Origin of the sequence: Pseudonocardia adelaidensis (assembly GCF_039543345.1) — a bacterium.
Lineage (GTDB): Bacteria > Actinomycetota > Actinomycetes > Mycobacteriales > Pseudonocardiaceae > Pseudonocardia > Pseudonocardia adelaidensis.
The window spans coordinates 58362-85091 of the sequence record NZ_BAABJO010000021.1; the positions used below are offsets into that span (position 1 = coordinate 58362).

At 72.4% G+C, this 26730-nt stretch carries 31 protein-coding genes, 3 tRNA genes and 3 pseudogenes; 10 read left to right on the plus strand and 27 right to left on the minus strand.

The features are described from left to right. Position 1: 1 nt before the first annotated feature. Genes ABEA81_RS25445 through ABEA81_RS25485 form a run of 9 tightly spaced genes read right to left on the minus strand, consistent with a single transcriptional unit; the run spans position 2 to position 10098 of the window. On the minus strand, positions 2 to 1243 hold the full coding sequence (locus tag ABEA81_RS25445; RefSeq protein ID WP_345607848.1) for an MlaD family protein: 1242 nt from the start codon (positions 1241 to 1243) through the stop codon (positions 2 to 4). Then, entirely contained in the window at positions 1240 to 2496 is a 1257-nt protein-coding gene (locus ABEA81_RS25450) for an MCE family protein (RefSeq protein WP_345607850.1), read from the minus strand. Before ABEA81_RS25450 ends, ABEA81_RS25445 begins: the two co-directional genes overlap by 4 nt. Continuing rightward, a complete protein-coding gene (locus tag ABEA81_RS25455; RefSeq protein ID WP_345607852.1) occupies positions 2493 to 3899 on the minus strand; it encodes an MCE family protein in 1407 nt (468 codons plus the stop codon). Before ABEA81_RS25455 ends, ABEA81_RS25450 begins: the two co-directional genes overlap by 4 nt. Beyond that, complete coding sequence (locus ABEA81_RS25460; RefSeq protein ID WP_345607854.1) at positions 3899 to 4864, minus strand: MCE family protein; 966 nt, start codon at positions 4862 to 4864, stop codon at positions 3899 to 3901. The genes ABEA81_RS25455 and ABEA81_RS25460 overlap by 1 nt, the downstream gene beginning before the upstream one ends. After that, positions 4864 to 6042: an MCE family protein gene (locus ABEA81_RS25465; RefSeq protein ID WP_345607856.1), complete on the minus strand. Its 1179-nt coding sequence runs from the start codon at positions 6040 to 6042 to the stop codon at positions 4864 to 4866. Before ABEA81_RS25465 ends, ABEA81_RS25460 begins: the two co-directional genes overlap by 1 nt. Continuing rightward, positions 6039 to 7346, minus strand: a complete 1308-nt coding sequence (locus tag ABEA81_RS25470; protein ID WP_345607859.1) for an MCE family protein — start codon at positions 7344 to 7346, stop codon at positions 6039 to 6041. The genes ABEA81_RS25465 and ABEA81_RS25470 overlap by 4 nt, the downstream gene beginning before the upstream one ends. Beyond that, a complete protein-coding gene (locus tag ABEA81_RS25475; RefSeq protein ID WP_345607861.1) occupies positions 7343 to 8182 on the minus strand; it encodes an MlaE family ABC transporter permease in 840 nt (279 codons plus the stop codon). The genes ABEA81_RS25470 and ABEA81_RS25475 overlap by 4 nt, the downstream gene beginning before the upstream one ends. A 2-nt stretch (positions 8183 to 8184) precedes the next feature. After that, positions 8185 to 8964 (minus strand): MlaE family ABC transporter permease, encoded by a 780-nt coding sequence (locus ABEA81_RS25480; RefSeq protein ID WP_345607863.1) that lies wholly within the window; start codon positions 8962 to 8964, stop codon positions 8185 to 8187. Positions 8965 to 8973: 9 nt separating this feature from the next. Beyond that, positions 8974 to 10098: an ABC transporter ATP-binding protein gene (locus ABEA81_RS25485; protein ID WP_345607865.1), complete on the minus strand. Its 1125-nt coding sequence runs from the start codon at positions 10096 to 10098 to the stop codon at positions 8974 to 8976. A 281-nt stretch (positions 10099 to 10379) separates the two neighbouring features. Here ABEA81_RS25485 and ABEA81_RS25490 point away from each other — a divergent pair. The 3 genes and pseudogenes from ABEA81_RS25490 to ABEA81_RS25500 form a co-directional block, all read left to right on the plus strand. Next, positions 10380 to 10679 (plus strand): annotated as a pseudogene (locus ABEA81_RS25490) (ArsR/SmtB family transcription factor); the annotation flags it as partial. Between the two features lie 60 nt (positions 10680 to 10739). Beyond that, a pseudogene (locus ABEA81_RS25495) lies at positions 10740 to 11186 on the plus strand (SRPBCC family protein); the annotation flags it as partial. A 63-nt stretch (positions 11187 to 11249) separates the two neighbouring features. After that, the gene (locus ABEA81_RS25500) at positions 11250 to 11705 is read left to right on the plus strand and encodes a DUF1579 domain-containing protein (RefSeq protein ID WP_345607867.1); all 456 of its coding nucleotides are present in this window, start codon (positions 11250 to 11252) and stop codon (positions 11703 to 11705) included. A 58-nt stretch (positions 11706 to 11763) separates the two neighbouring features. Here ABEA81_RS25500 and ABEA81_RS25505 read toward each other — a convergent pair whose 3' ends face one another. The 3 genes from ABEA81_RS25505 to ABEA81_RS25515 form a co-directional block, all read right to left on the minus strand. After that, the gene (locus tag ABEA81_RS25505; RefSeq protein ID WP_345607869.1) at positions 11764 to 12708 is read right to left on the minus strand and encodes a R2-like ligand-binding oxidase; all 945 of its coding nucleotides are present in this window, start codon (positions 12706 to 12708) and stop codon (positions 11764 to 11766) included. A gap of 9 nt (positions 12709 to 12717) precedes the next feature. Continuing rightward, the gene (locus tag ABEA81_RS25510; protein WP_345607871.1) at positions 12718 to 13824 is read right to left on the minus strand and encodes an NDMA-dependent alcohol dehydrogenase; all 1107 of its coding nucleotides are present in this window, start codon (positions 13822 to 13824) and stop codon (positions 12718 to 12720) included. 116 nt (positions 13825 to 13940) lie between these two features. Next, positions 13941 to 15233, minus strand: coding sequence for a sensor histidine kinase (locus ABEA81_RS25515; protein ID WP_345607873.1), 1293 nt, complete (start codon positions 15231 to 15233; stop codon positions 13941 to 13943). 86 nt (positions 15234 to 15319) lie between these two features. Between ABEA81_RS25515 and ABEA81_RS25520 the strand changes: the two genes are divergently transcribed. The 5 genes from ABEA81_RS25520 to ABEA81_RS25540 all read left to right on the plus strand — a co-directional run bounded on the left by ABEA81_RS25520 (position 15320) and on the right by ABEA81_RS25540 (position 19645). Beyond that, positions 15320 to 15988 (plus strand): response regulator transcription factor, encoded by a 669-nt coding sequence (locus tag ABEA81_RS25520; protein WP_345607875.1) that lies wholly within the window; start codon positions 15320 to 15322, stop codon positions 15986 to 15988. A gap of 150 nt (positions 15989 to 16138) precedes the next feature. Beyond that, positions 16139 to 16549: a sterol carrier protein gene (locus ABEA81_RS25525; RefSeq protein ID WP_345607877.1), complete on the plus strand. Its 411-nt coding sequence runs from the start codon at positions 16139 to 16141 to the stop codon at positions 16547 to 16549. Positions 16550 to 16611: 62 nt separating this feature from the next. Continuing rightward, entirely contained in the window at positions 16612 to 16893 is a 282-nt protein-coding gene (locus tag ABEA81_RS25530; protein ID WP_345607879.1) for a hypothetical protein, read from the plus strand. A gap of 42 nt (positions 16894 to 16935) precedes the next feature. Beyond that, a complete protein-coding gene (yczR, locus tag ABEA81_RS25535) occupies positions 16936 to 18417 on the plus strand; it encodes a MocR-like transcription factor YczR (RefSeq protein WP_345607881.1) in 1482 nt (493 codons plus the stop codon). Positions 18418 to 18526: 109 nt separating this feature from the next. After that, positions 18527 to 19645 carry a CaiB/BaiF CoA transferase family protein gene (locus ABEA81_RS25540; protein WP_345607883.1) on the plus strand — a complete coding sequence of 373 codons (1119 nt, stop codon included), beginning with the start codon at positions 18527 to 18529 and terminating at the stop codon, positions 19643 to 19645. A gap of 95 nt (positions 19646 to 19740) precedes the next feature. On the opposite strand, the gene rplA is transcribed toward ABEA81_RS25540, so the two are convergent. From rplA to ABEA81_RS25565, 5 genes are all read right to left on the minus strand, one after another. Next, on the minus strand, positions 19741 to 20463 hold the full coding sequence (rplA, locus tag ABEA81_RS25545) for a 50S ribosomal protein L1 (protein WP_345607885.1): 723 nt from the start codon (positions 20461 to 20463) through the stop codon (positions 19741 to 19743). Between the two features lie 74 nt (positions 20464 to 20537). Further along, complete coding sequence (gene rplK / locus ABEA81_RS25550) at positions 20538 to 20972, minus strand: 50S ribosomal protein L11 (protein WP_345607886.1); 435 nt, start codon at positions 20970 to 20972, stop codon at positions 20538 to 20540. Between the two features lie 57 nt (positions 20973 to 21029). Further along, positions 21030 to 21893 carry a transcription termination/antitermination protein NusG gene (gene nusG / locus ABEA81_RS25555; protein ID WP_345607887.1) on the minus strand — a complete coding sequence of 288 codons (864 nt, stop codon included), beginning with the start codon at positions 21891 to 21893 and terminating at the stop codon, positions 21030 to 21032. Between the two features lie 47 nt (positions 21894 to 21940). Next, positions 21941 to 22279 (minus strand): preprotein translocase subunit SecE, encoded by a 339-nt coding sequence (secE, locus tag ABEA81_RS25560; RefSeq protein WP_345607888.1) that lies wholly within the window; start codon positions 22277 to 22279, stop codon positions 21941 to 21943. A gap of 71 nt (positions 22280 to 22350) precedes the next feature. Next, positions 22351 to 22426 (minus strand) — tRNA-Trp (locus ABEA81_RS25565). 162 nt (positions 22427 to 22588) lie between these two features. Here ABEA81_RS25565 and ABEA81_RS25570 point away from each other — a divergent pair. Further along, positions 22589 to 23821 (plus strand): pyridoxal phosphate-dependent aminotransferase, encoded by a 1233-nt coding sequence (locus ABEA81_RS25570; RefSeq protein WP_345607889.1) that lies wholly within the window; start codon positions 22589 to 22591, stop codon positions 23819 to 23821. A 47-nt stretch (positions 23822 to 23868) separates the two neighbouring features. On the opposite strand, the gene ABEA81_RS25575 is transcribed toward ABEA81_RS25570, so the two are convergent. The 10 genes and pseudogenes from ABEA81_RS25575 to rpmG (ABEA81_RS25620) form a co-directional block, all read right to left on the minus strand. Continuing rightward, on the minus strand, positions 23869 to 24078 hold the full coding sequence (locus ABEA81_RS25575; RefSeq protein ID WP_345607891.1) for a hypothetical protein: 210 nt from the start codon (positions 24076 to 24078) through the stop codon (positions 23869 to 23871). Positions 24079 to 24155: 77 nt separating this feature from the next. Then, positions 24156 to 24578: a MaoC family dehydratase gene (locus ABEA81_RS25580; protein WP_345607893.1), complete on the minus strand. Its 423-nt coding sequence runs from the start codon at positions 24576 to 24578 to the stop codon at positions 24156 to 24158. Beyond that, positions 24575 to 25027, minus strand: coding sequence for an FAS1-like dehydratase domain-containing protein (locus tag ABEA81_RS25585; protein ID WP_345607894.1), 453 nt, complete (start codon positions 25025 to 25027; stop codon positions 24575 to 24577). Before ABEA81_RS25585 ends, ABEA81_RS25580 begins: the two co-directional genes overlap by 4 nt. A gap of 2 nt (positions 25028 to 25029) precedes the next feature. Next, complete coding sequence (gene rpmG, locus ABEA81_RS25590) at positions 25030 to 25197, minus strand: 50S ribosomal protein L33 (protein WP_345607895.1); 168 nt, start codon at positions 25195 to 25197, stop codon at positions 25030 to 25032. A 38-nt stretch (positions 25198 to 25235) separates the two neighbouring features. Then, a tRNA-Met gene (locus ABEA81_RS25595) sits at positions 25236 to 25311 on the minus strand. A gap of 28 nt (positions 25312 to 25339) precedes the next feature. Further along, a tRNA-Thr gene (locus ABEA81_RS25600) sits at positions 25340 to 25412 on the minus strand. Positions 25413 to 25494: 82 nt separating this feature from the next. Next, positions 25495 to 25801: pseudogene (gene rpsN / locus ABEA81_RS25605) on the minus strand (30S ribosomal protein S14). Then, positions 25801 to 26043 (minus strand): 50S ribosomal protein L28, encoded by a 243-nt coding sequence (rpmB, locus tag ABEA81_RS25610; protein ID WP_345607896.1) that lies wholly within the window; start codon positions 26041 to 26043, stop codon positions 25801 to 25803. The pseudogene rpsN and the gene rpmB overlap by 1 nt, the downstream one beginning before the upstream one ends. Continuing rightward, complete coding sequence (rpsR, locus tag ABEA81_RS25615) at positions 26040 to 26279, minus strand: 30S ribosomal protein S18 (protein ID WP_345607897.1); 240 nt, start codon at positions 26277 to 26279, stop codon at positions 26040 to 26042. Before rpsR ends, rpmB begins: the two co-directional genes overlap by 4 nt. A gap of 1 nt (position 26280) precedes the next feature. After that, complete coding sequence (gene rpmG / locus ABEA81_RS25620; protein ID WP_345607898.1) at positions 26281 to 26445, minus strand: 50S ribosomal protein L33; 165 nt, start codon at positions 26443 to 26445, stop codon at positions 26281 to 26283. Positions 26446 to 26513: 68 nt separating this feature from the next. Here rpmG (ABEA81_RS25620) and ABEA81_RS25625 point away from each other — a divergent pair, with 68 nt between their 5' ends. Then, complete coding sequence (locus tag ABEA81_RS25625; protein WP_345607899.1) at positions 26514 to 26717, plus strand: hypothetical protein; 204 nt, start codon at positions 26514 to 26516, stop codon at positions 26715 to 26717. Positions 26718 to 26730: the final 13 nt, after the last annotated feature.

The following is a 26730-nucleotide window of genomic DNA, read 5'->3' on the forward strand; positions in this document are numbered from 1 at the left end:
GTCAACTGAGGATCTGGGCGAGGGAGCTGAGCGGGGGGAGCGACCCCACCCGGTCGGGGATGACGGGGGCGGAGCCTGCGGGGAGGCCACCTCTCGGGGGGCCCGACGGCGCGTCTGCGGGCGGCATCGGGGTCTTGGCGTGGGGAACGTTCTGCGCGCCGCGCACGTCGATCGGGCTGCCGTGCGGTTCGGCACAGTATGCCTTGCGGTTGATCGGCGCCTCCGACACGTCGCTGCCGGGGCGCCGGTTCGTGCCCTCGTACCCCCGCGTGCAGGGCGGCGGGTCGAAGAGGTTGCTGAGCACGAGGCCGAGGTGCGCGGTGCCGTCGCCGGGAACGACCGTGTAGGTGGTCGTCGTGACGCCCGGGTAGGTGACGAGGATCTGCCGGAGCGCGGCCTGGCGCGGCTCGGCCACGCGGGAGATCGTCAGCAGGTCGGCGATGAGATCGCCGAGCCCGCTGCCGCTGTCCCGCAGCAGGCCCCTGATCTGGGTGGACGCCTCGGGGCCCGTCTCCAGGAGCCTGCGCAGGTCCGGATCGGACTCGGCCAGCTGGTCGGCGAGCAGCGCCAGGTCCTCGCTGAAGCTCTGGAAGGACCCGGCGACGTCGTTCTGCGTGGTGAGCACGGTGCGGCCGTCCTCGATCAGGGTCACCGTCTCCGGCAGCGCGTCGACGGCGTCCTCGGTGAACGCGTTGGTGGTGTCGAGCAGCTTCTGCAGCGGCAGCGCGGTGTCGGAGAAGGCGGCGCCGAGCTCGTCGACGACGGTGCGCAGCGAGTCGAGCGGCACCGATCGGACGAAGTCGTCGAGGCTCACCACGAGCTGCTCGACGGGCACCGGGGTGCTCGTGCGCGCCGCCGGGATCACCGAGCCGCCCTCGAGGTACGGACCGCCGTCGCTCGCCGGGAGCAGGTCGACGTACTGCTCGCCGATCGCGGAGAGGTTGTGGACGGCCGCGTCGACGTCGGCGGGGATCGCGGGCGCGTCGCGCTGGATGTCGAGCTGGGCCTCGACCCCGTCCGGGGTGATCGTCAACGGGCCGACCCGGCCGACGCTCACCCCGCGGTAGGTGACGTCGGCCCCGGTGAAGATCCCGCCGGACCGCGCGAGCTCGACGCGCACGGGGTAGGTCGTGGCCCCGAACAGGTCGCCGAAGCCCGCGTAGCGGAACCCGGCGTAACCGACCCCGGCCACGGTGATCAGCAGGAACGCCACCAGCTGGAGCCGGATGAGCTTGGTGATCAACGGCCACCTCCGAGCAGGCCGCCCAGCAGCCCGCCCTCGCGGGTGGGCTCGGCGTCCTCGTCCGGCGGCTCCGGTGAGCCGGACGTCGGGGTCGGTTCGACCTCGCCGGGCAACGGCAGCAGGTCACCCTGGCCGAGCAGCGGGAAGTCCGGCAGCGACGGGCTCTCCGGGCCGAGCAGCGGACCGAGCAGCTGCGACGTCGGCGGCAGCTTCCCCAGCGGCCCGTCGGGACCGGGGAACGGCTCGCCCGAGCGCGCGAGGTTCTCGAGGAGGGTGCTCAGATCGAGGTCGATCTTGGCGTACAGGTTGGAGTAGTCGCCCGCGAACGCGTCCATCGTGCCGTCGCTGAACGGGAACGTGGGCAGCAGGCTCAGCGAGTTCACCAGGTCCGGCCCGGACTCCACGAGCTTCGCGAGCACCGGCTTCAGCAGCTCGAGGTCGGCCACCACGTCGTCGTGGCTGCGATTGACCACGTCGGTGGCGACGCCGGAGAGCCGGTCGAGCGCCTGCAGCATGTCGACGAGCTTGCCGCGCTGGTCCTCCAGCTCACGCAGGCCGGGCGACAGGTCGTCGAGCGCCGTCTCGATCTGCCCCTTGCGGTCGCGCAGGGTGCCGGCGAGGCGGTTGATCTCGTCGATGGCGCGGGTGATCTCGGACTTGTGGCTGTCGAGGGCCCCGACGAGGGTGTCGAGGTCGTCGAGCAGCGCGCGGATCTCCGGCTCGTTGCCCGACAGCGCCTTGTTGAGCTCGTTGGCGATCGTCCGGATCTGGGCGATGCCGCCGCCGTTGAGCAGCAGCGACAGCGCGCCGAGCACCTCCTCGACCTCGGCGGCCCGGCTCGTGCGCAGCAGCGGGATGGTGGCGCCGTCGGCGATCCGGCCTGCCGCGGCGTTCTGCGGCGCCAGCAGCTCGACGAACTTCTCGCCCAGCAGGCTCGTGGTGCGCACCCTGGCCTGCGCATCGGGCGGCAGCGCGACGTCACCGTTGACGAGCACGGTGACCTCCGCCGTCCAGTCGGGGCCCACCCTGATGTCGCTGACGGTCCCGACCGGGACGTCCGCCACCTTCACCAGCGACTGCGGCACGAGGTCGACGACGTCGGTGAACTCGATCGTCAGCTGATACGGGTGGTCGCCGAGATCGGCACCGCCCGGCAGGTCGACGCCGCGCAGGCCGCCCGACAGCACGCCGCACCCGCTCGTGAGCAGCACGACGGCGGCGGTCGCGACGGCGGCGAGCCTGCGGCGGATCACCGGCCACCCCCGAACAGTCCGGATAGTCCGCCGGGCCGTTCGTCGGACTCGCGCTCCTCTTCGCCCTCGTTCTTCTCGGACTTCTCCGAGTCCTCTTCGCGGCGCTCCGCCGTGCCGGTCGGCGACGGCTCGGCCTTGTCGGTGGACTCGGTCCGCTCCCCCTCCGGCCGCCCCGCAGGCGCCCCCGGGAGGCCGGGCAGCGGCAGCGCCGGCTGCGGGCCCCGGGCCTCGGGATCCGCCGGCACGGTCGGCAGCGCGAGGCCCGGCACGGGCGGCGGCTTCCCGCTCTGCAGCGCCGTGATCACGTCGGCCGCGGTGGGCAGCGGGACGAGGCCGTCGAGGACGGGGGCGAGTTTCCCGCAGGGCTCGGTGAGCTCGGGCGGGATCGGCCCGCTCCGCTTCAGCAGCTCGCAGACCAGCGCCGGTACCGGCATCGTGAGCTCGTTGATGTCCGCGCGGGCGTCGAGGGTGCCGGACGCGCCGTTGTAGGCGAGCGAGAGGTTCCCGAGCGCGTCCGGCGCGACGTCGAGGACCTCGGCGAGGGCCTTGCGCTGGTCGACGACCACCTCGGTGACATCGTTCAGCCGGTCGACGTTCGACTTCACGAGGTCCCGGTTGTCGCGGACGAAGTCGGCCACCTCGCCGAGCGCGATGGACAGCTCCCGCACCGCGGTGGCCAGGTCGCCGCGCTCGTCGGCGAGGAACCCGGCCACGTCCGCGAGCCGCTCGTTGAACTCGCGCACCTCGCCGTCGTTCGCGGCGAGCATGGACGTGAAGGACTGGAGCTCCTTCACCGTGCCGAAGAGGTCCTCGCGGGAGTCGGCGAGGGTGCCCGACAGCTCCCCGAGGTTGCGGATGGTGTCGTTCACCGCCCGCCCGTTGCCGTCGAGGTTCGCGGCCCCGACGTCGAGGGCGTTCGACAGCGCGCCCTGCGAGTTGATGCCGTTCGGGCCCAGCGCGTCGGCGAGCTGGGTGGCGGTGCGGGCGAGGTCGTCGACGCCGAGCGGTACCGCGGTGCGATCGAGCGGGATCACTGCACCGTCCTGCAGCTCGGGGCCGCCGGACCAGGTGGGCGCGAGCTGGATGTAGCGCCCGGTGACCAGGCTCGGCGAGACGACGACGGCCTTCGCGTCGGCGGGCAGCTTGAGGTCGGGGTCGTCGATGCGCATCTCCACGCGCACCCGGGTGCCTTCCGGGACGATGCTGACGATGTCGCCGACCGTCACACCGAGCACCCGGACCGAGTTGTCCTCGAACACGCCGGTGGCCGACGTGAAGTAGGCGGTGATCATCCGGGACGGGTGCTGCAGCACGAGGTAGAGGCCGCTCGCCACGAGCACGGCGATCACGGCCACGAGCACGGTGAACTGCAGCTGTCTGCGGTCCGTCGCGGTGAGTGCCATCAGCAACCCTTGGAGTTGATCGGGCCCACCGAGGGCGGGAGCAGCGCGCAGATGTAGTTGTCGAACCACTCGCCGTTGCCGGTGGCGTTCGCGAAGAGCCGCACGAACACGGCGAGGTCGCGGATGCCCGCGCCGAGGGAGTCCCGGTTGCGCTGCAGCAGCGCGGCCACCCGGTCGAGCTGCTCCAGCGTGGGCTTCAGCTGGTCCTTGTTGTCGGCGACGAGCCCGCGCAGCTGCTCGGAGAGCGCTATCGTGCCGTCGAGGAGCCGGCTGATCGCGTCGTGGCGGCGCTGGAGCTCGTCGAGCAGCAGGTTGCCGTCCTTCAGCAGCTTCTCCACGTCGGCGTTGCGGTCGGCCAGCACGCCCGCGAGCTCGTGGGTGCCCGCCAGCAGCTTGCGGATCTCCTCGTCGCGGCTCGCGATCGTGGTGGACAGCCGCGAGAGCCCGTCGAGCGCGCCGCGGATCTCCGGCGGGGTGTCCTTGAAGGTGTCGGAGAGGGTGTTCAGGCTCTGCGCGAGCTGCCCGGTGTCGATCTGGTCGAGCGTGCCGGACAGGCCGTTGAACGCGTCCACCACGTCGAACGGGGACGAGGTGCGCGCGAGCGGGATGGTCCCGTCGGCGTCGAGGTCCTCGTCGCCCTGCGGGTCGAGGGCGAGGTACTTGGCGCCGAGCAGGGTGCGGATCTGGATCGACGCCGACGTGCGGTCGCCCACCCATGCATCGGTCACCCGGAAGGTGACCAGCACGTGGTCGCCGTCGAGCTCGACGTCCTGGACCCGGCCCGCCTCCACGCCGGCCACGGTGACCTTGTCCCCCGCCGTGAGCCCGGCGGCCTCGCGGAACTCGGCCCGGTACGTGGTGCCGCCCCCGAAGATCGCCGGCCCGTTGAACGCGATCACCACGACGAGCACGACCACCAGCAGGCCGATGATCGCCGTCGCCACGGGGCTGCGCGTGCCCGGCATCAGTTGCCCCCGAGCGACAGGTCGGACAGCAGCGGCAGATCGGGCACGGGCAGCTTCGGGACACCGCTGTCGCCGCCCGGAAGGGGCAGGTCGGGCAGGGGCAGCCCGGCGAGCGAGTCCGTGTTCCCGCTGTCCTCGCCGTCGGGGTCGGCGCCGCAGCGCGACTGGCCGCTGGTGAACACCGGGATCTCGAACGTCGGGATGTACGGGTCGAGTCCGACCTTGCCGCTCGCCCCGCACAGGTAGAAGTTGAACCAGCTGCCGTAGCTGCCGGCGCGGATGACCTTCTTGAGCTTCGGCGGCAGGTTCTTGATCGTCTGCTCGAGCCGCTCGTCCTGCGCGTTGAGGTTCTCGGCGAGGTCGCCGAGGTGGTCGATGTCGGCGCGCAGCGGCGGCCGCGCGTCCTTCAGGAGGTCCGCGGTGACGTTCGTGAGCTCGCCGATCGACCCGATCGCGTCGCCGATCGGCTTGCGGTCCTCCGAGAGGCCGGACACCAGCGCCTGCAGCGAGCTGATGAGCTCGGACAGCCGCCCGTCGCGCGCGTTGACCGTGTCCAGCACGGCGTTGAGGTTGTCGATCAGCTGGCCGATCACCTCGTCGCGGTCGGCGAGGGTGTTGGTGAGCGACGCGGTGTGGGCGAGCAGGCTCTTGACGGTGCCGCCCTGCCCCTGCAGCACCTGGATGATCTCGAACGCGAGCTGGTTGACCTGCTCCGGGTCGAGCGCCGTGAGCAGCGGCTTGAACCCGTTGAACAGCACGGTGAGGTTGAGCGGCGGGTGGGTGCGCTCGACCGGGATCGTGCCGCCCTCCGGCAGCGTCTGGCCCGCGGGCCCCGCGCCCTGCTCCAGCGCGAGGTAGCGCTGCCCGATCAGGTTCCGGTAGAGGATCGACGCGCCCACCGACGCCGGGAGCGGCTGGTCCCGCGCCACGCTGAACGCGACCTCCGCGAACCGCCGGTCGACGATCCGGACGTCGTCGACGGTGCCCACGATCACGCCCGCGATCCGCACGTCGTCGCCGGGCAGCAGGCCGTTGGCGTCGGTGAAGCGCGCGCTGTAGGAGGTGCGCGCGCCACCGGAGGAGTTGGCGATCGTCAGTGCGAGCACGGTGGTGCACAGCGCCACCACCACGGCGAGGCAGAGGAACTTGACCAGCGGCCCGACCGGGATGCGACTCACGTCACCCTCACCTCGGTCCCGCGGTAGAGCGGCCCGACGAGCATCGTGCTCCACGCCGGGACCGCGGCGGGCGAGGTGCCCTGCTGGAGCGCGAGCAGCTCGCCCACGACCTGGCGCTCACCCGGCGAGTTCGGCACGCCCATGTCGGCGCCCGAGTAGGAGGCGGGGACGGCGCCGAACTCCTCCGCGCTACCCATCGGGGTGCTGGCGGGCGGGTTCGCGTGCGGCTCGGTGCCGTCCTTGAACGGCCCGTCCGGCGGCTGGTCGGGCCCCGGGGTCAGGATCGGGTAGCAGCGCGGGCCGCGGTCGTCGAGGTAGCGCGGCTCGTCCTGGTTCGGGATGTACTTGCCCTGGCTGGCGACGATCTCGATCGTGGCGTGGAGCCCGGGGTGGTCGGTGCCGGCGCCGAACGCCTCGTCCAGCCGCGGGACGAGCCCGGCCAGCTGGTTGAACAGGCAGGGGAACTCCGGGGCGTAGCGGGCGAGGGTCGCGAGCGTCGGGCGAGCCGAGTCGGCGAGCGAGATGATGTTCTCGCCGTTGGCGTCGAGGAACGCGCGCAGGTCGTCGGACGCGCCCGTGACGCTGGTCAGGAGCTCGCGCAGCTGGGCGCGCTGCTCCACCACCGTGCGGCTGGTGACGGTGAAGTCCTCCAGCGCGTCGAGCAGGTCGGGGGCGGCCTTGTCCAGGTTGTGGGCGAAGTCGGCGAGCTCGGTGATGTCGGCCTGCAGGTCGGGGATCGCCGGGCGCAGGCCGGACGTCAGCTGCTGGAGCCGCACCAGCGTCTGCCCCAGGTTCTCGCCGCGGCCCTCCAGCGCCTGCGACATCGCACCGAGCGTGGTGGCCAGCTCCTGCGGCTCCACGGCGGTGAGCAGCGGCAGCAGGCCGTCGAGCACCCGCTCCAGCTCGCGCGCCGACGCGCTGCGGTCCATCGGGATCACGTCGCCCGCCGCGAGCGGCGGCCCCTTCGGACCGTCGGGCAGGACGAGCGCGACGTACCGCTCGCCGAACAGCGTCTTGGGGATGAGCTGCGCGGACACGTTCGCCGGGATCAGGTCGACCTTGTCCGGGTCGATCGACATCGCGACCGTGGCCGTGTCGCCCTTCGTGGTGACGGCGGTGACCTTCCCGACGTCCAGCCCACGCACCTTGACGTCGGCCTTCTCGGCGAGCTGGGTGCCGACCCGGTCGACCTGCAGCGTGACCGGCACCCCGCGGTCGAACGCCCCGGCGTACTCGCCGACCGACAGCGCGACGAGCGCCACCAGCACGGCGACGAACAGCAACCCCTGCAGGCGACGTTTCATCCCGCCACCCGCACCGAGGTCTCGGTGCCGAAGAGCACCAGGGTGAGGAAGAAGTCCAGGATCGCGGTGCTGACGATCGACAGCCGCACCGAGCGGCCCACCGCGATGCCGACGCCCGCGGGGCCGCCCTTCGCCGTGTACCCGTAGTGGCAGTGGATCAGGATGATCACGATCGCGAACGCGATGACCTTGAGGTACGAGTACAGGACGTCGCTGACCGGCAGGAACAGGTCGAAGTAGTGGTCGTACGTGCCGCCGGGCAGGTCGTTGATCAGCGTGACGTTCAGCCGGGACGCCGCGAAGCTCGCCAGCAGCCCGATCGTGTACATCGGGATGATCGCGACGACCCCGGCGATCATGCGGGTGGTGATGAGGAACGGCACGCTCGGCACGGCCATGACCTCGAGCGCGTCGACCTCCTCCGAGATCCGCATCGCGCCGAGCTGTGCGGTGAAGCCGGCGCCGAGCGTGGCCGTGAGCGCAGCGGCCGCCACGAGCGGCGCGATGTCACGCGTGTTGAAGTACGCCGTGATGAAGCCGGTGAGCGCCTCGACACCGAGCGAGTCGAGCGCCCGGAAACCCTGCAGGCCCACGAGGCTGCCGACGAACAGCGACAGCGACAGCATCACGCCCGCCGTGCCGAGGATGACGATGAGCGCACCCGACCCGAAGCTGACCTCGGCCAGCAGGCGCCCGATCTCACCGCGGTAGCGCCGCAGCGTCCGGGGCGTCCACGCGATGGCGCGCACGTAGAGCGAGAGCTGGTCACCGAGCTCGTCGAGCACGTGCAGCGGGCCGTTGACGACACGGCGCGCCCGGCCGTTCAGCAGCGCCATCTCTAGGACCCCTTCGGCGGGACGAGCTCGAGGTACAGGCCCGTCAGCACCAGGTTGATCAGGAACACCAGCACGAACGAGATGACGACGGACTGGTTCACCGCGTCACCGACACCCTTGGGGCCCGGCGGCGGGTTGAGCCCGCGGTAGGCGGCCACGACGCCCGCGGTGAAGCCGAACAGGAACGCCTTGACCTCGCTCACGACGATGTCGGAGACCTGGGCCACCGCGGAGAAGCTGGCGATGTACGCCCCGGGTGTGCCGCCCTGGACGATGACGTTGAAGTAGTAGCCACCGGCCACGCCGACGACGCTGGCCAGCCCGTTGAGCACCACCGCCGTGGTGGCCATCGCGAGCACGCGCGGCACCACGAGCCGCTGGATCGGTGAGATGCCCAGCACCTCCATGGCCGCGATCTCCTCGCGGATGGTGCGCGCACCCAGGTCGGCGCAGACCGCGCTGCCGCCCGCGCCGGAGATCAGCAGTGCCGTGACGATCGGCGCCGCCTGCTGCACGATCGCGAGCACGCTGCCGGCACCGGTCTGGCTCTGGGCGCCGAACTGGCGGGTGAGCTCGGCGAGCAGCAGCGCGATCGTGGCGCCGAACGGGATCGTGAACAGGGCCGTCGGCAGCGCGGAGACCTTGGTGACGAACCACGTCTGCTCGATGTACTCGGCCAGCTGGAACGGCGGCCGGAAGGCGTTGCGCACCACGGCGACACCGAGGCCGAAGAGCCGGCCGACCGGCGTGAGGGCACGGGTGATCGGGGCGGGGGAGGTCATCGGCCTACCTCAGCGCCGTCCCTGATCACGGGCCGAGGGATCGTCGTAGCCGGGATCGATGCCGCCGATCACCTCGGTGGGCTCGTCGCGTTCGAGGCCGCGCGCCGCGAACCGCGGCCGCGGCAGGGGTTGCGCGGCGATCGGGCCGGTGGGCGGGTCCGCCGAGAGGGGGTCGTCGGCGTAGCTGTCGCGGATGGCCTGCTGCGCGGCGGGCGGGAGCGTGTGCAGCATCTGCAGCACCCGCTCGCGCCGGCGGCCGACGGCGTGCCGCTCCCCCACACCGGTGCTCGGCTGCAGCTGCGGCTTGAGCGGGGGCAGGCCCTGCAGCTCGCCCGCCTCCTCCATCTCGCGGGCCGCCTGCGCGGTGTCCTTCTCCTCCGACATGCCGATCGGGCCCTCGCGGCGCCCGTTGAGGAACTGCGCGACCACCGGCTCCTCCGAGGTCAGCAGGACCTCGCGCGGCCCGAACATCGCCAGGTGCTTGCGGTAGAGCATCCCGATGTTGTCCGGCACCGTCTGCGCCGTGTTGATGTCGTGCGTGACGATCAGGAACGTGGCGTCGGTCTGCGCGTTCAGATCGATGATCAGCTGGTTGAGGTAGGCGGTGCGCACGGGGTCGAGCCCCGAGTCCGGCTCGTCGAACAGGATGATCTCGGGATCGAGCACCAGCGCCCGCGCCAGCCCCGCCCGCTTGCGCATGCCGCCGGAGATCTCGCCCGGCAGCTTGTCCTCGTCGCCGGTGAGCCCGACCATCGCCATCTTCTCCTCGACGATGTCCCGGATCTCCGACTCGGACTTCTTCGTGTGCTCGCGCAGGGGGAACGCGATGTTGTCGTAGAGGTTCATGGAGCCGAACAGCGCGCCGTCCTGGAACAGCACGCCGAACAGCTTGCGCAGCTCGTACAGCCGTGACTCCGAGCAGCGCACCAGGTCGGTGTCGTGGATGACGATCGAGCCCCGCTCCGGCTTCAACAGGCCGATCAGCGTCTTCAGGAACACCGACTTGCCGGTGCCCGACGGGCCCAGCAGCACCGACACCTCACCGGGCGGCAGGGTGAGCGTGACGTCGGACCAGATGTTGGCGCGACCGAAGGACTTCGACAGCCCTTCGACCTTCACCTCGACACCCGCCACCGACGCCTCCTGAACCTTTCCGGTGGGGCTGTGCCGACGCTGGCGCGGAGCTGGGGCGGCGGCTGCCCACAACGGGACAACGACACCCGCTGAGGCGGGTTACTCGCGAGTCAGGGTCGGAGCGATAGTTGCTCCGATCGGACCGTAACAGGTCGACCAGGCGCAGTACGCCGTCGCTCGCGGTCCCCTGACCCCTCCCCGACGAGCACGGGCCGTCACCGGGTCGAGCGCGAAAGCATATCTGTTGACGCGTATATACGCTCGCCATCATACTTCTGCCCATGGACGTGTTCGAGGCCGTCGCCGAGCCACATCGCCGGGCGCTTCTCGATCTGCTGGCCGAGCGGGAGCGGGCGGCGGGCGAGCTGGTCGCGAGCCTGCCCACGCTCACCCAGCCGGCCGTGTCCCGGCACCTGCGGATCCTGCGCGAGGTCGGCCTCGTCGAGGTCCGGCCCGACGGCCAGCGCCGGATCTACACGCTCCGGGCCGACCGGCTCGTCGAGATCGAGGACTGGCTCGACCGCTACCGCAGGTACTGGCGCGACCACCTCGACGCGCTGGAGCGACGGAGAAGGGAAGGGCAGATGACCGACGACCGGTACGGCGAGCTCGAGATCGACGGCGACCACGCCACGATCACCTTCCGCCGCCACCTCCCGCACCCCGTCGAGACCGTGTGGGCCGCGCTCACCGACTCGGCCGAGCGCGGCGCGTGGTTCGGCGAGACCGCCATCGACGGGCGGGCGGGCGGCACCATCGAGATGGTGGCCGCCGATCCCCCCGCCGCGGTGGGGGCGAAGCGCATGACCGGGCGCATCCTGGTGTGGGACCCGCCGCACGTGCTCGAGCACGAGTGGCGCCAGCGCATCGTCGAGGACGGCGTCGTCCGCTACGAGCTCGTCGAGGACGGCGCGGGCACGCTGCTCACGCTCACCCACCGCGGCCTGTCCGTCCGCAACGCCACGGGGTTCATCCCCGGCACCCACGCGTTCCTCGACCGGCTGGACGCCCACCTGTCCGCCGTCCCGCTGCCGAGCTGGGAGGAGCGGTACGCCGAGACGGCGCCTGCGTATCCCAGCTGGTCCTGACCGATCCGAACCTCGTGCAGCCTCCTAGGCTCGGGTCGTTCACCGGTTCGACGGAGGAGTTCGATGAGGCCGCCCCCTCTCGCGCAGCTGGAGTTCCTCGTCGGGGAGCTGAGCGGGCCCGAGGACGTCAGCAGCACCCCGTGGGCGACGGGCGGGCCGGCCATCGGGCGGGTGCGCGGCGAACGCGGACTCGACGGCGGCGTGCTCGTACAGCACCAGGTGCAGGAGCGCGACGGGGCGGTGGCGTTCCGGGCGCTCAACGTGTTCACCACCGACCCGGCCACCGGCGAGGTGCTCCTCTACTCCTTCGACAACTTCGGATACCCGCCCGAACCCGCGGGCCGGGGCACCTGGCACGACGCCGAGCTCGTGCTGGAACGCACCACCGAACGGGGTTCGGCACGGACGACCTTCACCCCCACCACCGACGGCTACCGGTGGGGCAAGTGGTTCCGCGCGCCCGGCGTGGACGAGTGGTCCCCCGTCGTGACGGGCGAGCTGCGCCGCACGGCCCGCTGACGCGCGGGAGCACCCCGTCCCGCTCCACGCACCCCGGGCGCGAGCCGGCTCCGGGTGCTCAGCCCACCGCCGCCAGCTGGGCGCTGTCCTCCGCGTGGAAGCGCTCCTCGAGGGCCTCCGGGCTCGCATCCACGTCGATGGTGCGCAGGTCCGCGCCGCGGGCGGTCTCGATGGCGCCGAGGCGGCGACCGACCTTGTCCATCGCGTACTCGGCCATCTCGTTCATGTCGACGTCGAACGGCGGTGGGCCGTCCCACCGGTCGAACGTCGCGGTCACCACGCCCATCGCCGGCACCAGCAGCTCCTGCATCCGCTCGTCGACGGCGTCCCACAGCGCGTCGTCGGCGGCGACGTGGCGGCGGCAGGTGAAGGTGCCCCACGCCATGTGCCTGCGCTCGTCGTCGCCGATGTGCTTGATGATCTGCTGCATCCCGGGCAGGATCCCGCGGCTCGTGCAGATCTTCTGCCAGGAGAAGTAGCCGGTGAGCGCCAGCGTCCCCTCGACGATGTGGTTGTAGGTCACCGAGGCCCGGATCTGGTTGCGCGGCGACGGGTCGTGGGCGAGCGTCTGCAGGCTCTCCGGCAGCTCCTTGGCGAAGATCTGCTGGTAGGGCTCGTTGTCGGCGATGTAGGAGTTCAGGTCGTCGGTGATGCCGACGGCGTCGAACCAGCGGCGGAAGGCCTCGGTGTGCTTGGCCTCCTCGTAGACGAACTGGGTCAGGTACATCTCGTCGGCGAGCCTGCCCTCGGCGGCCATCGCGCCCAGGAACGGCTGCAGGTCCTGGGTGACCGACTCCTCGCCCGCCATGAACTGCGCGGCGAGGGAACAGGTCCACCAGCGCTCCTCGTCGGTCATCGCCGCGACGTCCGCCGCGTCCCGGCTCAGGTCGATGTCCGCCGGGTTCCACTGGCGGCCGTTGCCCTTGGTGAACAGCCGCATCGGGAACGAGTCGAAGTTGATCCCGCCCCGCCGGAGGCTGGTGAAGCCGGTGCGCTGGGACATCTGGTCCTCCTAGAAACGGATCAGGCCGCGGATGTTGCGGCCCTCCCGCATGTCCTGGTAGCCGGTGTTGATCTCGTCGAGCGCGTACTCGCGCGTGATCAGCTCGGCGAGCTTCAGCTGACCGAGGTTGTGCATCTCCAGCAGCCGGGGCACGTCGTGCTGGCCGTTCGAGCTGCCGAAGAGCGCGCCGCGCACCTGCTTCTCGTAGAGCGTGAGCTCCAGCAGCGACATCGACACCGTGTCCTCGCCGGGGTGCCCCAGCGCCGTGACGACGACGCGCCCCCGCTTGCCGACCAGCTGCAGCGCGGGCTGCAGCTGCGCGCCCTCCGCCACCCCCGTCGTGAGGATCGCGGCGTCCGCGAGCTGCCCCCGGGTGATCGACGAGACGGTGTTCCACGCCTCGTCGACGCTCGCCGCGACGTGGGTGGCGCCCAGCTCGAGCGCCTTCTCCCGCTTGAACTCCACCGGATCGACGGCCACGACGTACCGGCAGCCCGCGATCCGGGCACCCTGCACGGCGTTGGCGCCGATGCCGCCGATGCCGATCACCACGGCCGTGTCTCCCGCCCGCAGCTCGGCCGTGCGCACGGCGGAACCGAAGCCCGTCGTGACGCCGCAGCCGACGAGCGCGGCCAGGTGCAGCGGGAACCCCTCGTCGATCTTCACGACGGACTTGACCGGCACGACGGTGTGCTTCGCGAACGTCCCGAGCAGGCACATCTGTCCGATGTCCTCGCCGCGGGCGTGGAAGCGGTAGGTGCCGTCCAGCTGCGGGCCGAGCGTGGCGCCCGCGCCGTCGTCGCAGAGGGCGGTGTAGCCGCGCACGCAGTAGCTGCAGCGCCCGCAGCTGGGCAGGAACGTCATGACGACCGGGTCGCCGACCGCCACCTCGGTCACGCCGGGGCCGACCTCCACGATCCGGCCCGCCCCCTCGTGGCCTCCGACCACCGGGTACGCGACCGGCAGGTCACCGGTGACCAGGTGCTCGTCGGAGTGGCACAGCCCGCTCGCGGCGAGCTCCACCAGCACCTCGCCCGCGCGCGGCCCGTCGAGCTCGACCTCGTCGACCTCCCACTTGCCGCCGAGTTCCCAGAGCACCGCTGCCGTGGTCTTCATGGGCAGAGCATGACCGCGATCACGCAGGTGCACAGCGGCCCGCGGGTTCCTGCGCTGGCCCGCGGGTGCCACAGGTGGTCGTGAGCGGATACGGGTGCTGGAGCACTCGTATCCACTCACGGTTCGGGGGCCGGCGGCCGGATCGGGAGGTCGAGGTGCGCCACGAGGCCACCGCCGTCCCTGGGCAGGAAGCGCAGCTCGCCGTCCATCGCCGCCACCAGCGCCTCCACGATCCACAGCCCCAGGCCTGCCGTGCCCCGGCGCTCCCCCAGCGCGACCCCCTTGGCCGTCACCACCCCCTCCTGGCCCCGGGGCAGGCCGGGGCCGCGGTCGCGGACCTCGGCGACGAGCCGGCCATCGGCGTGCCGGAGGTCCAGCTCGACGGGGGCGTCCCCGCTGTGCCGGGCGGCGTTCTCGACCAGGTTGGTGAGCACGCGCCGCAGCCGCTGAGGGTCGCACCGCACCGCGGCGCCCGGCGGCTCGACGTGCGCCACCCGCCGCTCCGGCGTGACACCCGCCGCGTCGAGCACGGCGCCGGCCAGTTCCCCGAGCCGCACGGTCCGCTCTCGCACCCGCCCGAGAGGGCTCCCCTCCTGCACGGCGACATCGGCGAGGCCGTCGAGCATGTCGCGCAGGTGCAGGGCGTGCTCGGCGAGCAGCCGGGTGGCCGTCTCCCGGGCCGGGCCGGAGAGCCGGTCGGCCGCGAGGTCGGCCGACAGCGCGGTGAGCGACGCGACCGGCGTGCGGAACTCGTGCAGCACGACGCGCACGCCGTCCAGCCGCGCCTGCTGGGCGGCGAGCAGCCGGGACCGCAGGTCGCGCTCCTCCAGGAACGCCTCGTGCTCGGCCCGCGCCCGCGCCCGCGACTCCGCGGCGTCCTCGTACTGGCGTTCCAGCATCCGCAGCAGCACCCCGACGAGCACGGCGGCCGCCACGAGGTAGCCGGTCCACCAGGCGCCCGCCGCCCACCGGTCGGCCATCGGCACCTGCGGGTCGGATCCCGCGAGCGCGGCGACGGTGAACCCCGCACCCACACCGAGGGCCCCGAGCCGGCCCACCACCACACCGCCCCGCAGCGCCACCGCGATCACCACGAGCGGCAGGATCGCGACCATCACGCTGTCCGCACCGCCGGTGAGACCGCAGGCCAGCAGGGCGAGCGCCGCGTCGATCGAGGTCGCGAGCCGCGGCGGCACCAACGGTGGGCCACGCCACTCGGCCATGGCGAGCACAAGCGCGTAGCCGAGCGTCGCCGCCACGAGCGCCCCGAGCAACGGCGCCCGGCCACGTGCGAGCCCCGGCTCCACGACGAGCGCCAGCCCGACCGAGCAGACCACCAGCAGCCGGATGACGACGGCGGTGCGCTCCTCGACCGACCGCAGCACCGCGGCGGGACCGTCGATGTGCACGGGGCCAGCATCTCCCATCGCGCACCCCACGAACGGGGGGCTGGACGCCCACCCACCAGGACGGGGCGAGCGGCTACGGTCCTGCTGTGCGGGAGGGCCGGTACGCCGTGGTCATCGTCGACGACCATGCCCTGTTCTCGCAGGGCCTCGCGCTGCTGCTCGAGTCCCGCGCCGGCGACACCTTCGCGGTGGCCGGGTCCACCACCGCGGGAGAGCAGGCCGTCGCGCTCGTCGGGCGCGAGGCGGCAGATATCGCGATCGTCGACCTCGCGCTGCCCCCGCTGGGCGGCGTGGAGACCATCCGGCGGATCACCGCGGCCTACCCCCGCACGCGCATCCTCGCGCTCTCCGGCACCGAGGACCTCGGCCTGGCGACCGCCGCCCTGCGTGCCGGGGCCGCGGGCTTCCTGGCCAAGTCGGCCGATCCCGAGGTGCTGGTCGCCCCGCTGCTGACGATCGCGGCGGGCGTCCGCGTCGTGCCGCCCGACCTGCTCGACGCGCTGCTCGCCGCGGGGGAGCGCGTAGGCGGCGAGGTCGTGGAGCGGCTGGACGACCGGGAGCTGCAGCTGTGGGCGCTGCTCGCGCGGGGCCTCGAGACCAGCGAGATCGCGAAGGTCATGCTCGTGAGCGAGCGGACGGCCAAGCGGATGATCGCGAGCCTGCTGCACCGGCTGGGCGCGGCGAACCGGATCGAGGCGGCCGCGCTGGCCGGCCGCTACGGCCTGCTGGACGACGCGCCGCGGCGCGCTCGCTGACCCGTCGGCGCCTCGGTACCCGACCGCCCGACGGTCCGTTCGTCGGCACGGGTTGGCCCGTGCGGGCCGGACGTGGCCCGATCGTGCGGTCCCCCACCGCGCGGCGGTTGGGCGAGACTTCCCCGTCGGCAACGAACCAGGAGGCGGGCTGTGGCGGCGTTTCGCGACGAGGCGGAGGTCTACGAGTTCCTCGGCGGGATCTTCCGGCGCGGGATGGAGGACCCGGTGCTGGTGGAGAAGCTGCGGCCCAGCGGCATCGTCCTGCGGATCACCTACAGCGACCCGGACGCCGTGCTCACGGTGGACATGCCGAACACGCAGGTCCACGAGGGTGCGGGTGCGGGCCCCGAACCCAACGTCGAGCTGTTCATGTCCGCCGACACCGGCAACCGGTTCTGGCTCGGCAAGGTGATCCTCCCGGTCGCGCTCGCCAAGGGTCAGGTGCGGGCCAAGGGACCGGTGGCGAAGCTGCTCACCGTCCTGCCCATGGCGAAGGGCTTGTTCGGCCCGTACCGCCAGCACCTGGAGGCCGCCGGCCGCGCGGACCTGCTCAGCGCCTAGCCCGATCAGGTGGAGGATTGGTTGGGCCGTACGGCGTAGGCCAATACTCCATTGTGGATACCGTGTGGCTGGACGTCAGGATGTGGACCGGACTGCGCGGCACCTTCCACCCGTTCATGGACATCGCCTGCGAGGCGCCGGACCCGCCTCCCGCCGTACCCGGTGAGTGGCAGCGGTGGGCGGCCTCGTACCTGGGAGCGGTGGCGGAGAAGGAGGGCTGGCAGGCCGGCCGCTATGCCTACAGCGCCGAGCGCCGCGACGACGGCGGACACCCGGTCGAGGTCCTCACGCGCGGCCAGTGGGAGTGGACCCGCCCGCCCTCCGGTCCTGACGCACGCTCCTAGGATTGGCCTGCTCTGGCAGTGCCAATTCCGGAGGTGGATCGCGTGGAGCGGGTCGACATCGAACGCCGCATCGGCGCCACCAGCTTCGCGCGGTTGCTCGGCGACTGGCGGCCACCCGGCGGGAGGGGCCTGGCCGAGGCGCTGGCCGACCGGATCCGGCTGCTGGTCCTCGACGGCCGGTTGCCGATCCAGACGCGGCTGCCCGCGGAGCGCGAGCTCGCCGTGGCCATCTCGGTCAGCCGGACCACGGTGGCCACCTCCTACGAGGCGCTGCGCAGCACGGGCGTGCTCCGCAGCAGGCGCGGGGCAGGCAGCTGGACCCAGCTCCCCGCCGGGCCGCCGGACGACACGGGCCCGGCCCCGTTCTCACCGCTCGGCGGCAGCCCGCTGTACGACCTCGCCCACGCCGCGCTCCCCGCGCCGCGCGCCGCGCTGCGGGCCGCGGCGGCGGCCGCCGTCCAGGATCTCGACGCGCTGCTCACCGGCCACGGCTACGACCTCAGCGGCCAGCCGGCCCTGCGCGCGGCCATCGCCGACCGGTACACCGCGAGCGGCCTTCCCACGACGCCGGACCAGGTACTGGTGACGGCGGGCGGGGTGCACGGGATCCACCTCGCCCTCATGGTGCTGGCAGGGCCCGGTGACCGGGTGCTCGTCGAGCACCCGAGCTACCCGAATGCGCTCGGCGCGGTGACGACCCGCGGCGCCCGGCCCATCCCGGTCCCGATGGCGCCGGACCCGGGCGGAGGCAGCCGGTGGGACCTCGACCTGCTCACGTCGGCGGTCCGGGACGCCGCGCCGCGGCTGGCCTACCTCATCCCCGACTTCCAGAACCCCACCGGCGCCCTGCTCGACGGCGAGGACCGGGCCCGGCTCGTCGAGCTGGCCCGGCGGACGGGCACCACCCTCCTCATCGACGAGACGCTCATCGACCTCGCGCTGGACGGGCAGACCGTGGTGCCGGTGGCGGCGCACGGCGCCGCCGACTCCCCGCTCGTGCTGAGCATCGGGTCGGCGAGCAAGACGTTCTGGGGTGGGCTGCGGATCGGCTGGATCCGCACGTCGGCCGCGATGGTGCGCAGGCTCGCCGCCGCCCGCGCCGGCGTCGACCTCGGCGGACCGGTGCTGGAGCAGCTCACGACCGCCCGGCTGCTGGCCGACCACGGCTCCCTCGTCGCGAGCAGGCGCCGTGATCTGCTCGCCGCCCGCGACCACCTGCTCGGCAGGCTCGCCCGCACCTTCCCCGGCTGGCGCCCGTCCCGGCCGGGCGGCGGGCTGAGCCTGTGGGTCGATCTCGGCAGGCCCGAGTCGAGCCGCCTGACCGGCGCCGCCCGGCGTCACGACGTGTTGCTCGCGGCGGGACCCCGGTTCGGCCTGGACGGGGCGTTCGAGCGGTACCTGCGGCTCCCGTTCACCCTCGGGCGGGACCGGATGGACGATGCGGTGGACCGGCTCGCGGCGGCCTGGGCGGAGCTCGACCGCCCGGGCGCTGCGGTGGAGAGCGAGCCGGTGGCGGTGGCGTGATCGCTCCTCGGGAGCGGGGCCGGTGTGTAGGGTGCCGTCGGCCCGGCCAGGAGCGGATCGGCGGCGGCCCGCGGGGTGCGGGGAACGAGTGACCGGAGGAGCGGGGCACGTGAACGCAGGGCCGTTGGTCGGGTTGAAGGTCGTGGAGCTCGCCGGCATCGGGCCGGGGCCGCACGCGGCGATGGTGCTGGCCGACCTCGGCGCCGACGTCGTCCGCGTCGACCGGCCGACCGGCGGGCTCCAGCTCGGCGAGCCGGGTGCCGACCCGACCCTGCGCGGCAGGCGCCGGGTCGCCGCCGATCTCAAGGACCCCGCGGGACGGGAGACCGTGCTGCGCCTCGTCGAGCACGCCGACGTGCTGCTGGAGGGCTACCGGCCGGGCGTCACCGAGCGGCTCGGGGTCGGCCCCGCCGACTGCCACGCGCGCAACCCGCGCCTCGTCTACGCGCGGATGACCGGGTGGGGGCAGGACGGGCCGCTGGCCGCACGCGCGGGACACGACATCAACTACATCTCGCTCACCGGTGCCCTGCACGCCGTCGGCCGGGCCGGGGACCGGCCGGTCCCGCCGCTGAACCTCGTCGGTGACTTCGGCGGCGGCTCGATGCTCCTGGTCGTCGGCGTGCTGGCCGCGCTCTGGGAGGCGCAGCGCTCCGGGCAGGGCCAGGTGGTCGACGCCGCGATGGTGGACGGCGCCTCGCTGCTCGTCCAGATGATGTGGGGGATGCGCGGGCAGGGGCTGTGGACCGACGCGCGCGAGACGAACCTGCTCGACGGGCACGCGCCGTTCTACGACACCTACACCTGCGCCGATGGCAGGCACGTCGCCGTCGGGGCGCTCGAACCGCAGTTCTACGCCGCGCTCCTGGCCGGGCTCGGCCTCGACGGCGAGGACCTGCCGGCCCAGTACGACCGGGCAGGCTGGCCGACGCTGCGGGCCCGCTTCACGGAGGTCTTCGCCTCCCGCGTCCGGGACGAGTGGGCGGAGGTGTTCGCAGGCACCGACGCGTGCGTCACCCCGGTGCTGCCCTTCGCCGAGGTGCCCGCCCACCCGCACCTGGCCGCCCGCGGCACGATCGTCGAGCGCGACGGCGTGCCCCAGGCGGCTCCGGCCCCGAGGTTCTCCCGCACGACGACGGAGCTTCCCGGCCCTCCCGGCGAGCCGGAGCCGGTGGAGCAGGTGCTGGCCGATTGGGCGGACCGGGGTTCAGGAACGCCACGTTCCTGAACCTGGAGGACAGGAACGTGGCGTTCCTGGACTTCCCCGCGGCACGACGAAGCCCCCGGCGCGGGGGGGCACCGGGAGCTTCGGGGATCCGTCGATCAGGCCGTGACCGTCTCGTCCACCAGCAGGTTGCGGGTGCGGTTCGGGTCGACCGGGATGCCGGGGCCCATGGTCGTGGAGATCGTGACCTTCTTCACGTACCGGCCCTTCGCGGCCGAGGGCTTGGCCCGCAGGATCTCGTCGAGGGCCGCGCCGTAGTTCTCCACCAGCTTCTCGGTGTCGAACGACGCCTTGCCGATGACGAGGTGCAGGTTCGCCTGCTTGTCCACCCGGAAGTTGATCTTGCCGCCCTTGATGTCCTGGACGGCCTTGGTGACGTCCGGGGTGACGGTGCCGGTCTTCGGGTTGGGCATGAGGCCGCGCGGGCCGAGGATGCGGGCGATCCGGCCGACCTTGGCCATCTGGTCCGGGGTGGCGATCGCGGCGTCGAACTCCAGCCAGCCACCCTGGATGCGCTCGATGAGGTCCTCGGCGCCCACCACGTCGGCGCCGGCGGCCTCGGCCTCGGCGGCCTTGTCACCGGTGGCGAACACGATGACGCGCGCCGTCTTGCCGGTGCCGTGAGGCAGGTTCACGGTGCCGCGGACCATCTGGTCGGCCTTGCGGGGGTCGACCCCGAGACGCATCGCCACCTCGACGGTGGCGTCCATCTTCGCGCTGGACGTCTCCTTCGCCAGCCGGGCGGCCTCGAGCGGGCTGTAGATCCGCCCGTCCTCGATCTTCTCCGCCGCCTGGCGGTATGCCTTGCTGCGCTGTGCCATTGCTCTGTCCTCTTGTTCCTTGTCAAGTCGTGGTGCGAGCCGAGCCAGCTCTCCCACGCGTACTGCGGCCGGGATCAGCCGTTGACGGTGATGCCCATCGAGCGCGCGGTGCCGGCGATGATCTTGGCGGCCTGGTCGATGTCGTTGGCGTTGAGGTCGCGCATCTTGGTCTGCGCGATCTGACGCACCTGCTCCATCGTGACCGAGGCCACCTTGTTGCGGTGCGGCTCGCCGCTGCCCTTCTCGACGCCGGCGGCCTTGAGCAGCAGCCTGGCCGCGGGCGGGGTCTTGAGCTCGAAGGTGAACGAGCGGTCCTCGTACACCGAGATCTCGACGGGCACCACGTCGCCGCGCTGCGACTCGGTGGCGGCGTTGTACGCCTTGCAGAACTCCATGATGTTGACGCCGTGCTGGCCGAGCGCGGGGCCGACCGGCGGGGCCGGCGTGGCCGCACCCGCCTTGATCTGGAGCTTGATGATCGCGGAGAGCTTCCGCTTCTTGGGAGGCATGTCGTTTCCCTGTCGTGGTTTTCCTGCGCGCCGCGGACCTGCCTGCCGCGGCGTGGGTCAGATCTTCGAGACCTGGCTGAAAGCCAGCTCGACGGGGGTCTCGCGGCCGAAGATGGACACGAGGACCTTGAGCTTCTGGGCGTCGACGTTGACCTCGCTGATGGTGGCCGGGAGCGTGGCGAACGGGCCGTCCATCACGGTGACCGACTCGCCGACCTCGAAGTCGACCTCGACGGCCGCCTTGCCTGCAGCGCCCGCGGCGACGTCGGCCTTGGCACCGGCCCCCGCGGCGGCCGGCTGCTTGGGCTCGACCTTCGGGAGCAGGAACTTGATGACGTCGTCGTGCGACAGCGGCGAGGGGCGCGAGGTGGCGCCCACGAAGCCGGTGACCCCCGGGGTGTTGCGGACGGCGCCCCACGACTGGTCGTTGAGCTCCATCCGAACGAGGATGTAGCCGGGCAGCACCTTGCGCTGCACCTGCTTGCGCTGCCCGTTCTTGATCTCGGTGACCTCTTCGGTGGGCACCTCGACCTGGTAGATGAAGTCCTCGACGTCCAGGGTCTGGATGCGGGTCTCGAGGTTGCTCTTGACCTTGTTCTCGTAGCCCGCGTAGGAGTGCACGACGTACCAGTCGCCGGGGGCGCGGCGCAGGGCGGCGCGCATCTCCTCGATCGGGTCGGCCTCCTCCTCGGCCGCATCGGCCTCGGCGGTGGTGTCGGCCTCGGCACCGTCGACCTCGTCGGTGGTGTTGTCGACCTCGTCGGTGTCGTCAGCGGTGTCGTCGGCGTCGGTGGTGCCGTCGTCGACGTCGGTGGTGTCGTCCGCGTCCGCGAGCTCGGCGTCGGCGGCCGCGGCCGGCTCCTCGACGGCGTCCGCGGACACCGCCGCGCCATCGAGCTGGTCAGCCTCGCGCTCGGTCACGTGCCTCTCGCTTCCTTCGTTCGTGTCGTGCGTGGTGGCGGCCGTGGTCACGTGCCGAACAGGTACATGACTCCCTGCGCGAACACGAAGTCCAGCAGCCAGACCAGCGCGACCATGAACGACACGAAGACCAGCACGACGATCGTGTAGGTGACCAGCTGGTTGCGGGTGGGCCAGATGACCTTCCGCAGCTCGGCGACCACCTCGCGCAGGAACCGGGCGAGCTTGCCGAACGGCGACACGCGCGCAGGGCGGGCCTCGCGGACCGCGGCCCGGCCGCCCCGGGTGTCGCCGGTGGGCGCAGGCCCGGAGCGCCGACCCCGACGGTCGGCGGCGGTGCTCGGGCGCTCCCGCCCGTTCCCGCGCGCCTCGCGTTCCTCAGTCACGCCCGCATCCTCCAGCTCACCCGCGGCCCGGCCGCCGTTCGTCCCTTACTCCGATCCAGCACATCCTGCAGTGGCAGGGGCGACAGGACTTGAACCTGCAACCTGCGGTTTTGGAGACCGCTGCTCTGCCAATTGAGCTACACCCCTAGACCAGCTCCGCCCGGGGTTCCAACCCACGAGCGAAGGAGTGCACCGCGGTGCGGTACACCCAGCACGTCGAGTGTACGGCACCCCACACCGGCTCCCGTCACCGCACACCCCCGGTGGGGCACCGGGGCCGCGGGCGACCCGCTGGGGGAGGATGCTGCCATGGTTGCCAGCACTCCGAGCACGGTCCCCGCGACCCGCCGCATCTCCGCCCGCATCGGTGGCATCGCCGAGTCGGCGACGATGGCCGTGGACGCGAAGGCGAAGGCGCTGAAGGCGGCGGGGCGGCCCGTGATCGGCTTCGGCGCGGGCGAACCGGACTTCCCGACACCCGCCCCGATCGTCGCCGCGGCCGAGGCGGCCTGCACCGACCCGCGCAACCACCGCTACACGCTCGCCGCGGGCCTGCCGGAGCTGCGGGAGGCGATCGCCGAGAAGACGCGCCGGGACTCCGGCCTCGAGGTCGCGCCGTCGCAGGTGCTCGTCACGAACGGCGGCAAGCAGGCCGTCTACCAGGCCTTCGCCACGCTGGTGGACCCGGGCGACGAGGTGCTGCTGCCCACGCCCTACTGGACCACCTACCCGGAGGCGGTTGCGCTCGCCGGCGGGGTGGCGGTGCCGGTCGTCTGCGGCCCCGAGGCCGACTACCTGCCGTCGGTGGAGCAGCTCGAGGAGGCGCGCACCGAGCGCACGAAGGTGCTGCTGTGGTGCTCGCCGTCGAACCCGACCGGCGCTGTCGCCTCCCGGGAGCTCACCGAGGCGGTCGGACGGTGGGCCGTCGAGCACGGCATCTGGGTGATCACCGACGAGATCTACGAGCACCTCGTCTACGACGGCGCCGAGGCCGTCTCGATGCCGGTGGTCGTGCCCGAGCTGGCCGACACCTGCATCGTGGTCAACGGCGTCGCCAAGACGTACGCGATGACCGGGTGGCGGGTGGGCTGGCTGGCCGGCCCGGCCGACGTGGTCAAGGCGGCCGCCAACCTGCAGTCGCACCTGTCGTCCAACGTCGCCAACGTCCCGCAGCGCGCGGCCCTCGCGGCGATCTCCGGGCCGCTCGACGCCGTCGTCGAGATGCGCACGGCGTTCGACCGCAGGCGCCGCACGATCGTGGACCTGCTGCGGGCGATCCCGGGTATCGAGTGCCCGACACCGCGCGGGGCGTTCTACGCCTACCCGTCTGTGCAGGCGCTGCTCGGCAAGGAGCTGCGGGGCACCCGTCCGCGGACGAGCGTGGAGCTGGCGGCCGCGGTGCTGGAGCACGCCGAGGTGGCGGTGGTGCCCGGGGAGGCGTTCGGCACACCGGGCTTCTTCCGGCTGTCCTACGCCCTCGGCGACGACGACCTGCGCACCGGCGTGGAGCGGATGGGTGCCTTCCTGGCCGAGGCGAGGTAGCGGCGAAGGCAGGCGCCGGACGGGCACGGGTCCCGTCCGGCGACGCCTCACTTGTCGAGCTCGGCCAGCGCGACGAGCGCAGCCGCGCGGGAGGCGTACTTCCACTTGCCGAGGTCGCCGACGGTCTTGATGCCGATCTCCTTCAGCGCCTCGTCGTGCCTCTCGCTCAGTCCTTCGAGCGCGGACGGCGGTGCCTTGAGGATCTCGGCGGCCGACTTGTCCTCCCACGCCTTGTCCACGAGTTTCCCGAACTGCACGTCGTGCTCCCTCCGGGTCAAGCCGATGGTGGCGGGGCCGAGGATCGACCCAAGCACTGCCACCGGCAACCGGAGGCTCACTCCGACGGGACGGCCACCTCGGCGACGGCGCGCCCGAGCACGGTCTTCCCCTCGAACGCGGCCGTGATGGCGACCTTGGCGATGCGCTCGCCATCATCGGTCTCGGTGACGGCGGTGACCTTGCCGCTGATCTCGACGAGGGCGCCCTCGTCGTCGTCGGGCACCACGACGGGGCGGGTGAAGCGCACGCCGTAGCTGCGCATCGCGGCGGGGCCACCCGCCCAGTCGGTGACGAGCCGGCCGGCCAGCGCCATCGTGAGCATGCCGTGGGCGATGACGCCGGGCAGGCCCGCCGACGCGGCGACGCGGTCGCTCCAGTGGATCGGGTTGAAGTCGCCGGACGCGCCGGCGTAGCGGACGAGGTCGGCGCGCGTGACGCGCACGGACAGCGGGGGGAGCTCGTCGCCGGCCTCGGTCACGCCCGTGCCTCCTCGGCGGCCGTGACGAGCAGCAGCCGCGTGGTGGCGACCGGTTCGCCCGCGGTGTCGGCGACCTCGCAGCGGAGCGTCAGCATGTGGCTGCCGCCGCGGGTCTTGAGGTCGTCGACGTGGATCGTGGTCACCAGGTCGTCGCCGCCGTGGATCGGCCGGTGCAGGGTGATCGACTGGTCACCGTGCACCATGCGGAGGTAGTCCCAGCCGAAGGCGGGGTCGCGCAGGAACGCCTCGATCGCCGGCATCGTGAACGTGACGGCGAACGTGGGCGGCGCGACGACGTCGGGGTGGCCCGCCGCCCGGGCGGCGCCGACGTCCCGGCACACGGAAGCGCCCTCGCCGATGGCGAGGGCGAACTCCCGGATCTTCTCGCGGCCGACCCGGTAGGGAGCCGTCGGGGGCAGTGCCCTCCCGACGTACGAGGCGTCGAGCACGCTCAGCGCGTCTCGCGGTGCTCTCGGTGGGTGCCGCAGTTGGGGCAGAACTTCTTGATGGCGAGCCGGTCGGGGTCGTTGCGCCGGTTCTTCTTGGTGATGTAGTTGCGGTGCTTGCACTGCTCGCACGCCAGCGTGATCTTCGGCCGGATGTCCGTGGCCTTGGCCATCGCGGGTGCCTCCTGCTTGCTGTGTGTCTCTGGGGTCCTGGTAGCGGCGGCCGGACTTGAACCGGCGACACAGCGATTATGAGCCGCTTGCTCTACCGACTGAGCTACGCCGCTTCGCGGAGCCGAACTCGCCGCTCCGCAGAGCCCCTTTACGGAATCGAACCGTAGACCTTCTCCTTACCATGGAGACGCTCTGCCGACTGAGCTAAAGGGGCGGCAGACCGAGCGGACGGTCACTCCCGCACGGCCGCAGACGATGCTACACAACCCCCGGGCACGCCCGGAAACGGGTGCCCGTCACCAGCTCGCCTTGCGCACCCCGGGCAGGTAGGCCGTCGTGCACGAGCCCGCGCAGCCGCACCCGGGACACCCCGAAGGCCCTCAGGTGGCCGCGCGGGCGCCCGTCCACGGAGTCGCGGTTCCGCACGCGGGTGGCGCTGGCATCGCGGGGCTGGCGGGCGAGCTCCCGCTGGGCCCGCGCCTTCTCGTCCGGGGTGGCCGTCGGCCGCGCGAGCACGGCCTTCCGCTCGGCGCGCCGGGCGGCGTAGCGCGCCACCACGGCCTTGCGGTGCTCGTTGCGCGCGATCTTCGCCTTCGTCGCCATCAGGTCCTCCCTCCGGGCACCCGGTTCCGCGCCACCGCGGCGTCGACGCCGATCCGGTCGACCGTGCGGATCGCGTCCGTGGCCAGCCGCAGCCGGATGTGGCGCTGCTGTGCGGGGTACCAGTAGCGCCTGGTCTGGGCGTTCGGGTCGGAGCGCCGGCTCGTGCGGCGGTGCGAGTGCGGGACGGACCTGCCGAACCCGGGCTCGAGCCCGGTGAGCCGGCAGCGGCGGGACACGGTCACCCCCTCCCTGCGTGCGGGTGGGACAGGAGCGCCATCTCGCGGGCGTTGCGGATCGCGACGGCCACCCGTCGCTGCTGCTGGGGCGTCAACCCCGTCACCCTGCGGGCGCGGACCTTCCCGCGGTCGGAGACGAAGGTGCGCAACAAGGTCACGTCCTTCCGGTCGACCTCGGTGATCCCCCGCGCGTGGAGCGGGTTGGCCTTCCGCTTCGGCGGTCGGCGCGCGGCGGGCCGCATCTCAGCGCTCCTCGCGGAACTCGACGTGCCGCCGCAGCTCGGGGTCGTACTTGCGCAGCACCATCCGGTCCGGGTCGTTGCGCCGGTTCTTGCGGGTCACGTACGTGGTGCCGGTGCCCGCGGTCGACCTCAGCCGGACGATCGGCCGCAGCTCGTTGCGCGCCATCCTCCACCCTTCTCGAAAACGAAATCCATGTTCACTGAGCTCAACGTACCCGACCGCGGAGGGATTCCGTGAGCCGACCCGAGCTGCTGGTGCTCTGCGGGCTGCACACGCCCGGCGCCGAGGCGGTGATCGCCCGGATCCGGACGCTCGACCCGGACGCGGCCGTCCCGCACCACGACCTGCGAGCCCGCACCCGGGAGGTCATCGGGTGCTACGGCGGCGATCAAGGGCAGGTGGTCGCTCCCGATCGTTCGACCACCATCTCCCCTTGATCGGCGGTTCAGG

Bases quoted from the DNA above. Each gene is read 5' to 3' on its own strand.
- ABEA81_RS25455 (WP_345607852.1), bottom strand. From the start codon at position 3,899: ATGGCACTCACCGCGACGGACCGCAGACAGCTGCAGTTCACCGTGCTC.
- ABEA81_RS25470 (WP_345607859.1), bottom strand. From the start codon at position 7,346: ATGAAACGTCGCCTGCAGGGGTTGCTGTTCGTCGCCGTGCTGGTGGCG.
- rpmG (WP_345607898.1), bottom strand. From the start codon at position 26,445: ATGGCGCGCAACGAGCTGCGGCCGATCGTCCGGCTGAGGTCGACCGCG.
- rplA (WP_345607885.1), bottom strand. From the start codon at position 20,463: ATGGCACAGCGCAGCAAGGCATACCGCCAGGCGGCGGAGAAGATCGAG.
- ABEA81_RS25480 (WP_345607863.1), bottom strand. From the start codon at position 8,964: ATGACCTCCCCCGCCCCGATCACCCGTGCCCTCACGCCGGTCGGCCGG.
- ABEA81_RS25505 (WP_345607869.1), bottom strand. From the start codon at position 12,708: ATGTCCCAGCGCACCGGCTTCACCAGCCTCCGGCGGGGCGGGATCAAC.
- rpsR (WP_345607897.1), bottom strand. From the start codon at position 26,279: ATGCGGCCCGCCGCGCGCCGACCGCCGAAGCGGAAGGCCAACCCGCTC.
- ABEA81_RS25510 (WP_345607871.1), bottom strand. From the start codon at position 13,824: ATGAAGACCACGGCAGCGGTGCTCTGGGAACTCGGCGGCAAGTGGGAG.
- ABEA81_RS25500 (WP_345607867.1), top strand. From the start codon at position 11,250: ATGAGGCCGCCCCCTCTCGCGCAGCTGGAGTTCCTCGTCGGGGAGCTG.
- ABEA81_RS25475 (WP_345607861.1), bottom strand. From the start codon at position 8,182: ATGGCGCTGCTGAACGGCCGGGCGCGCCGTGTCGTCAACGGCCCGCTG.
- rplK (WP_345607886.1), bottom strand. From the start codon at position 20,972: ATGCCTCCCAAGAAGCGGAAGCTCTCCGCGATCATCAAGCTCCAGATC.
- rpmG (WP_345607895.1), bottom strand. From the start codon at position 25,197: ATGGCCAAGGCCACGGACATCCGGCCGAAGATCACGCTGGCGTGCGAG.
- ABEA81_RS25570 (WP_345607889.1), top strand. From the start codon at position 22,589: ATGGTTGCCAGCACTCCGAGCACGGTCCCCGCGACCCGCCGCATCTCC.
- ABEA81_RS25460 (WP_345607854.1), bottom strand. From the start codon at position 4,864: ATGCCGGGCACGCGCAGCCCCGTGGCGACGGCGATCATCGGCCTGCTG.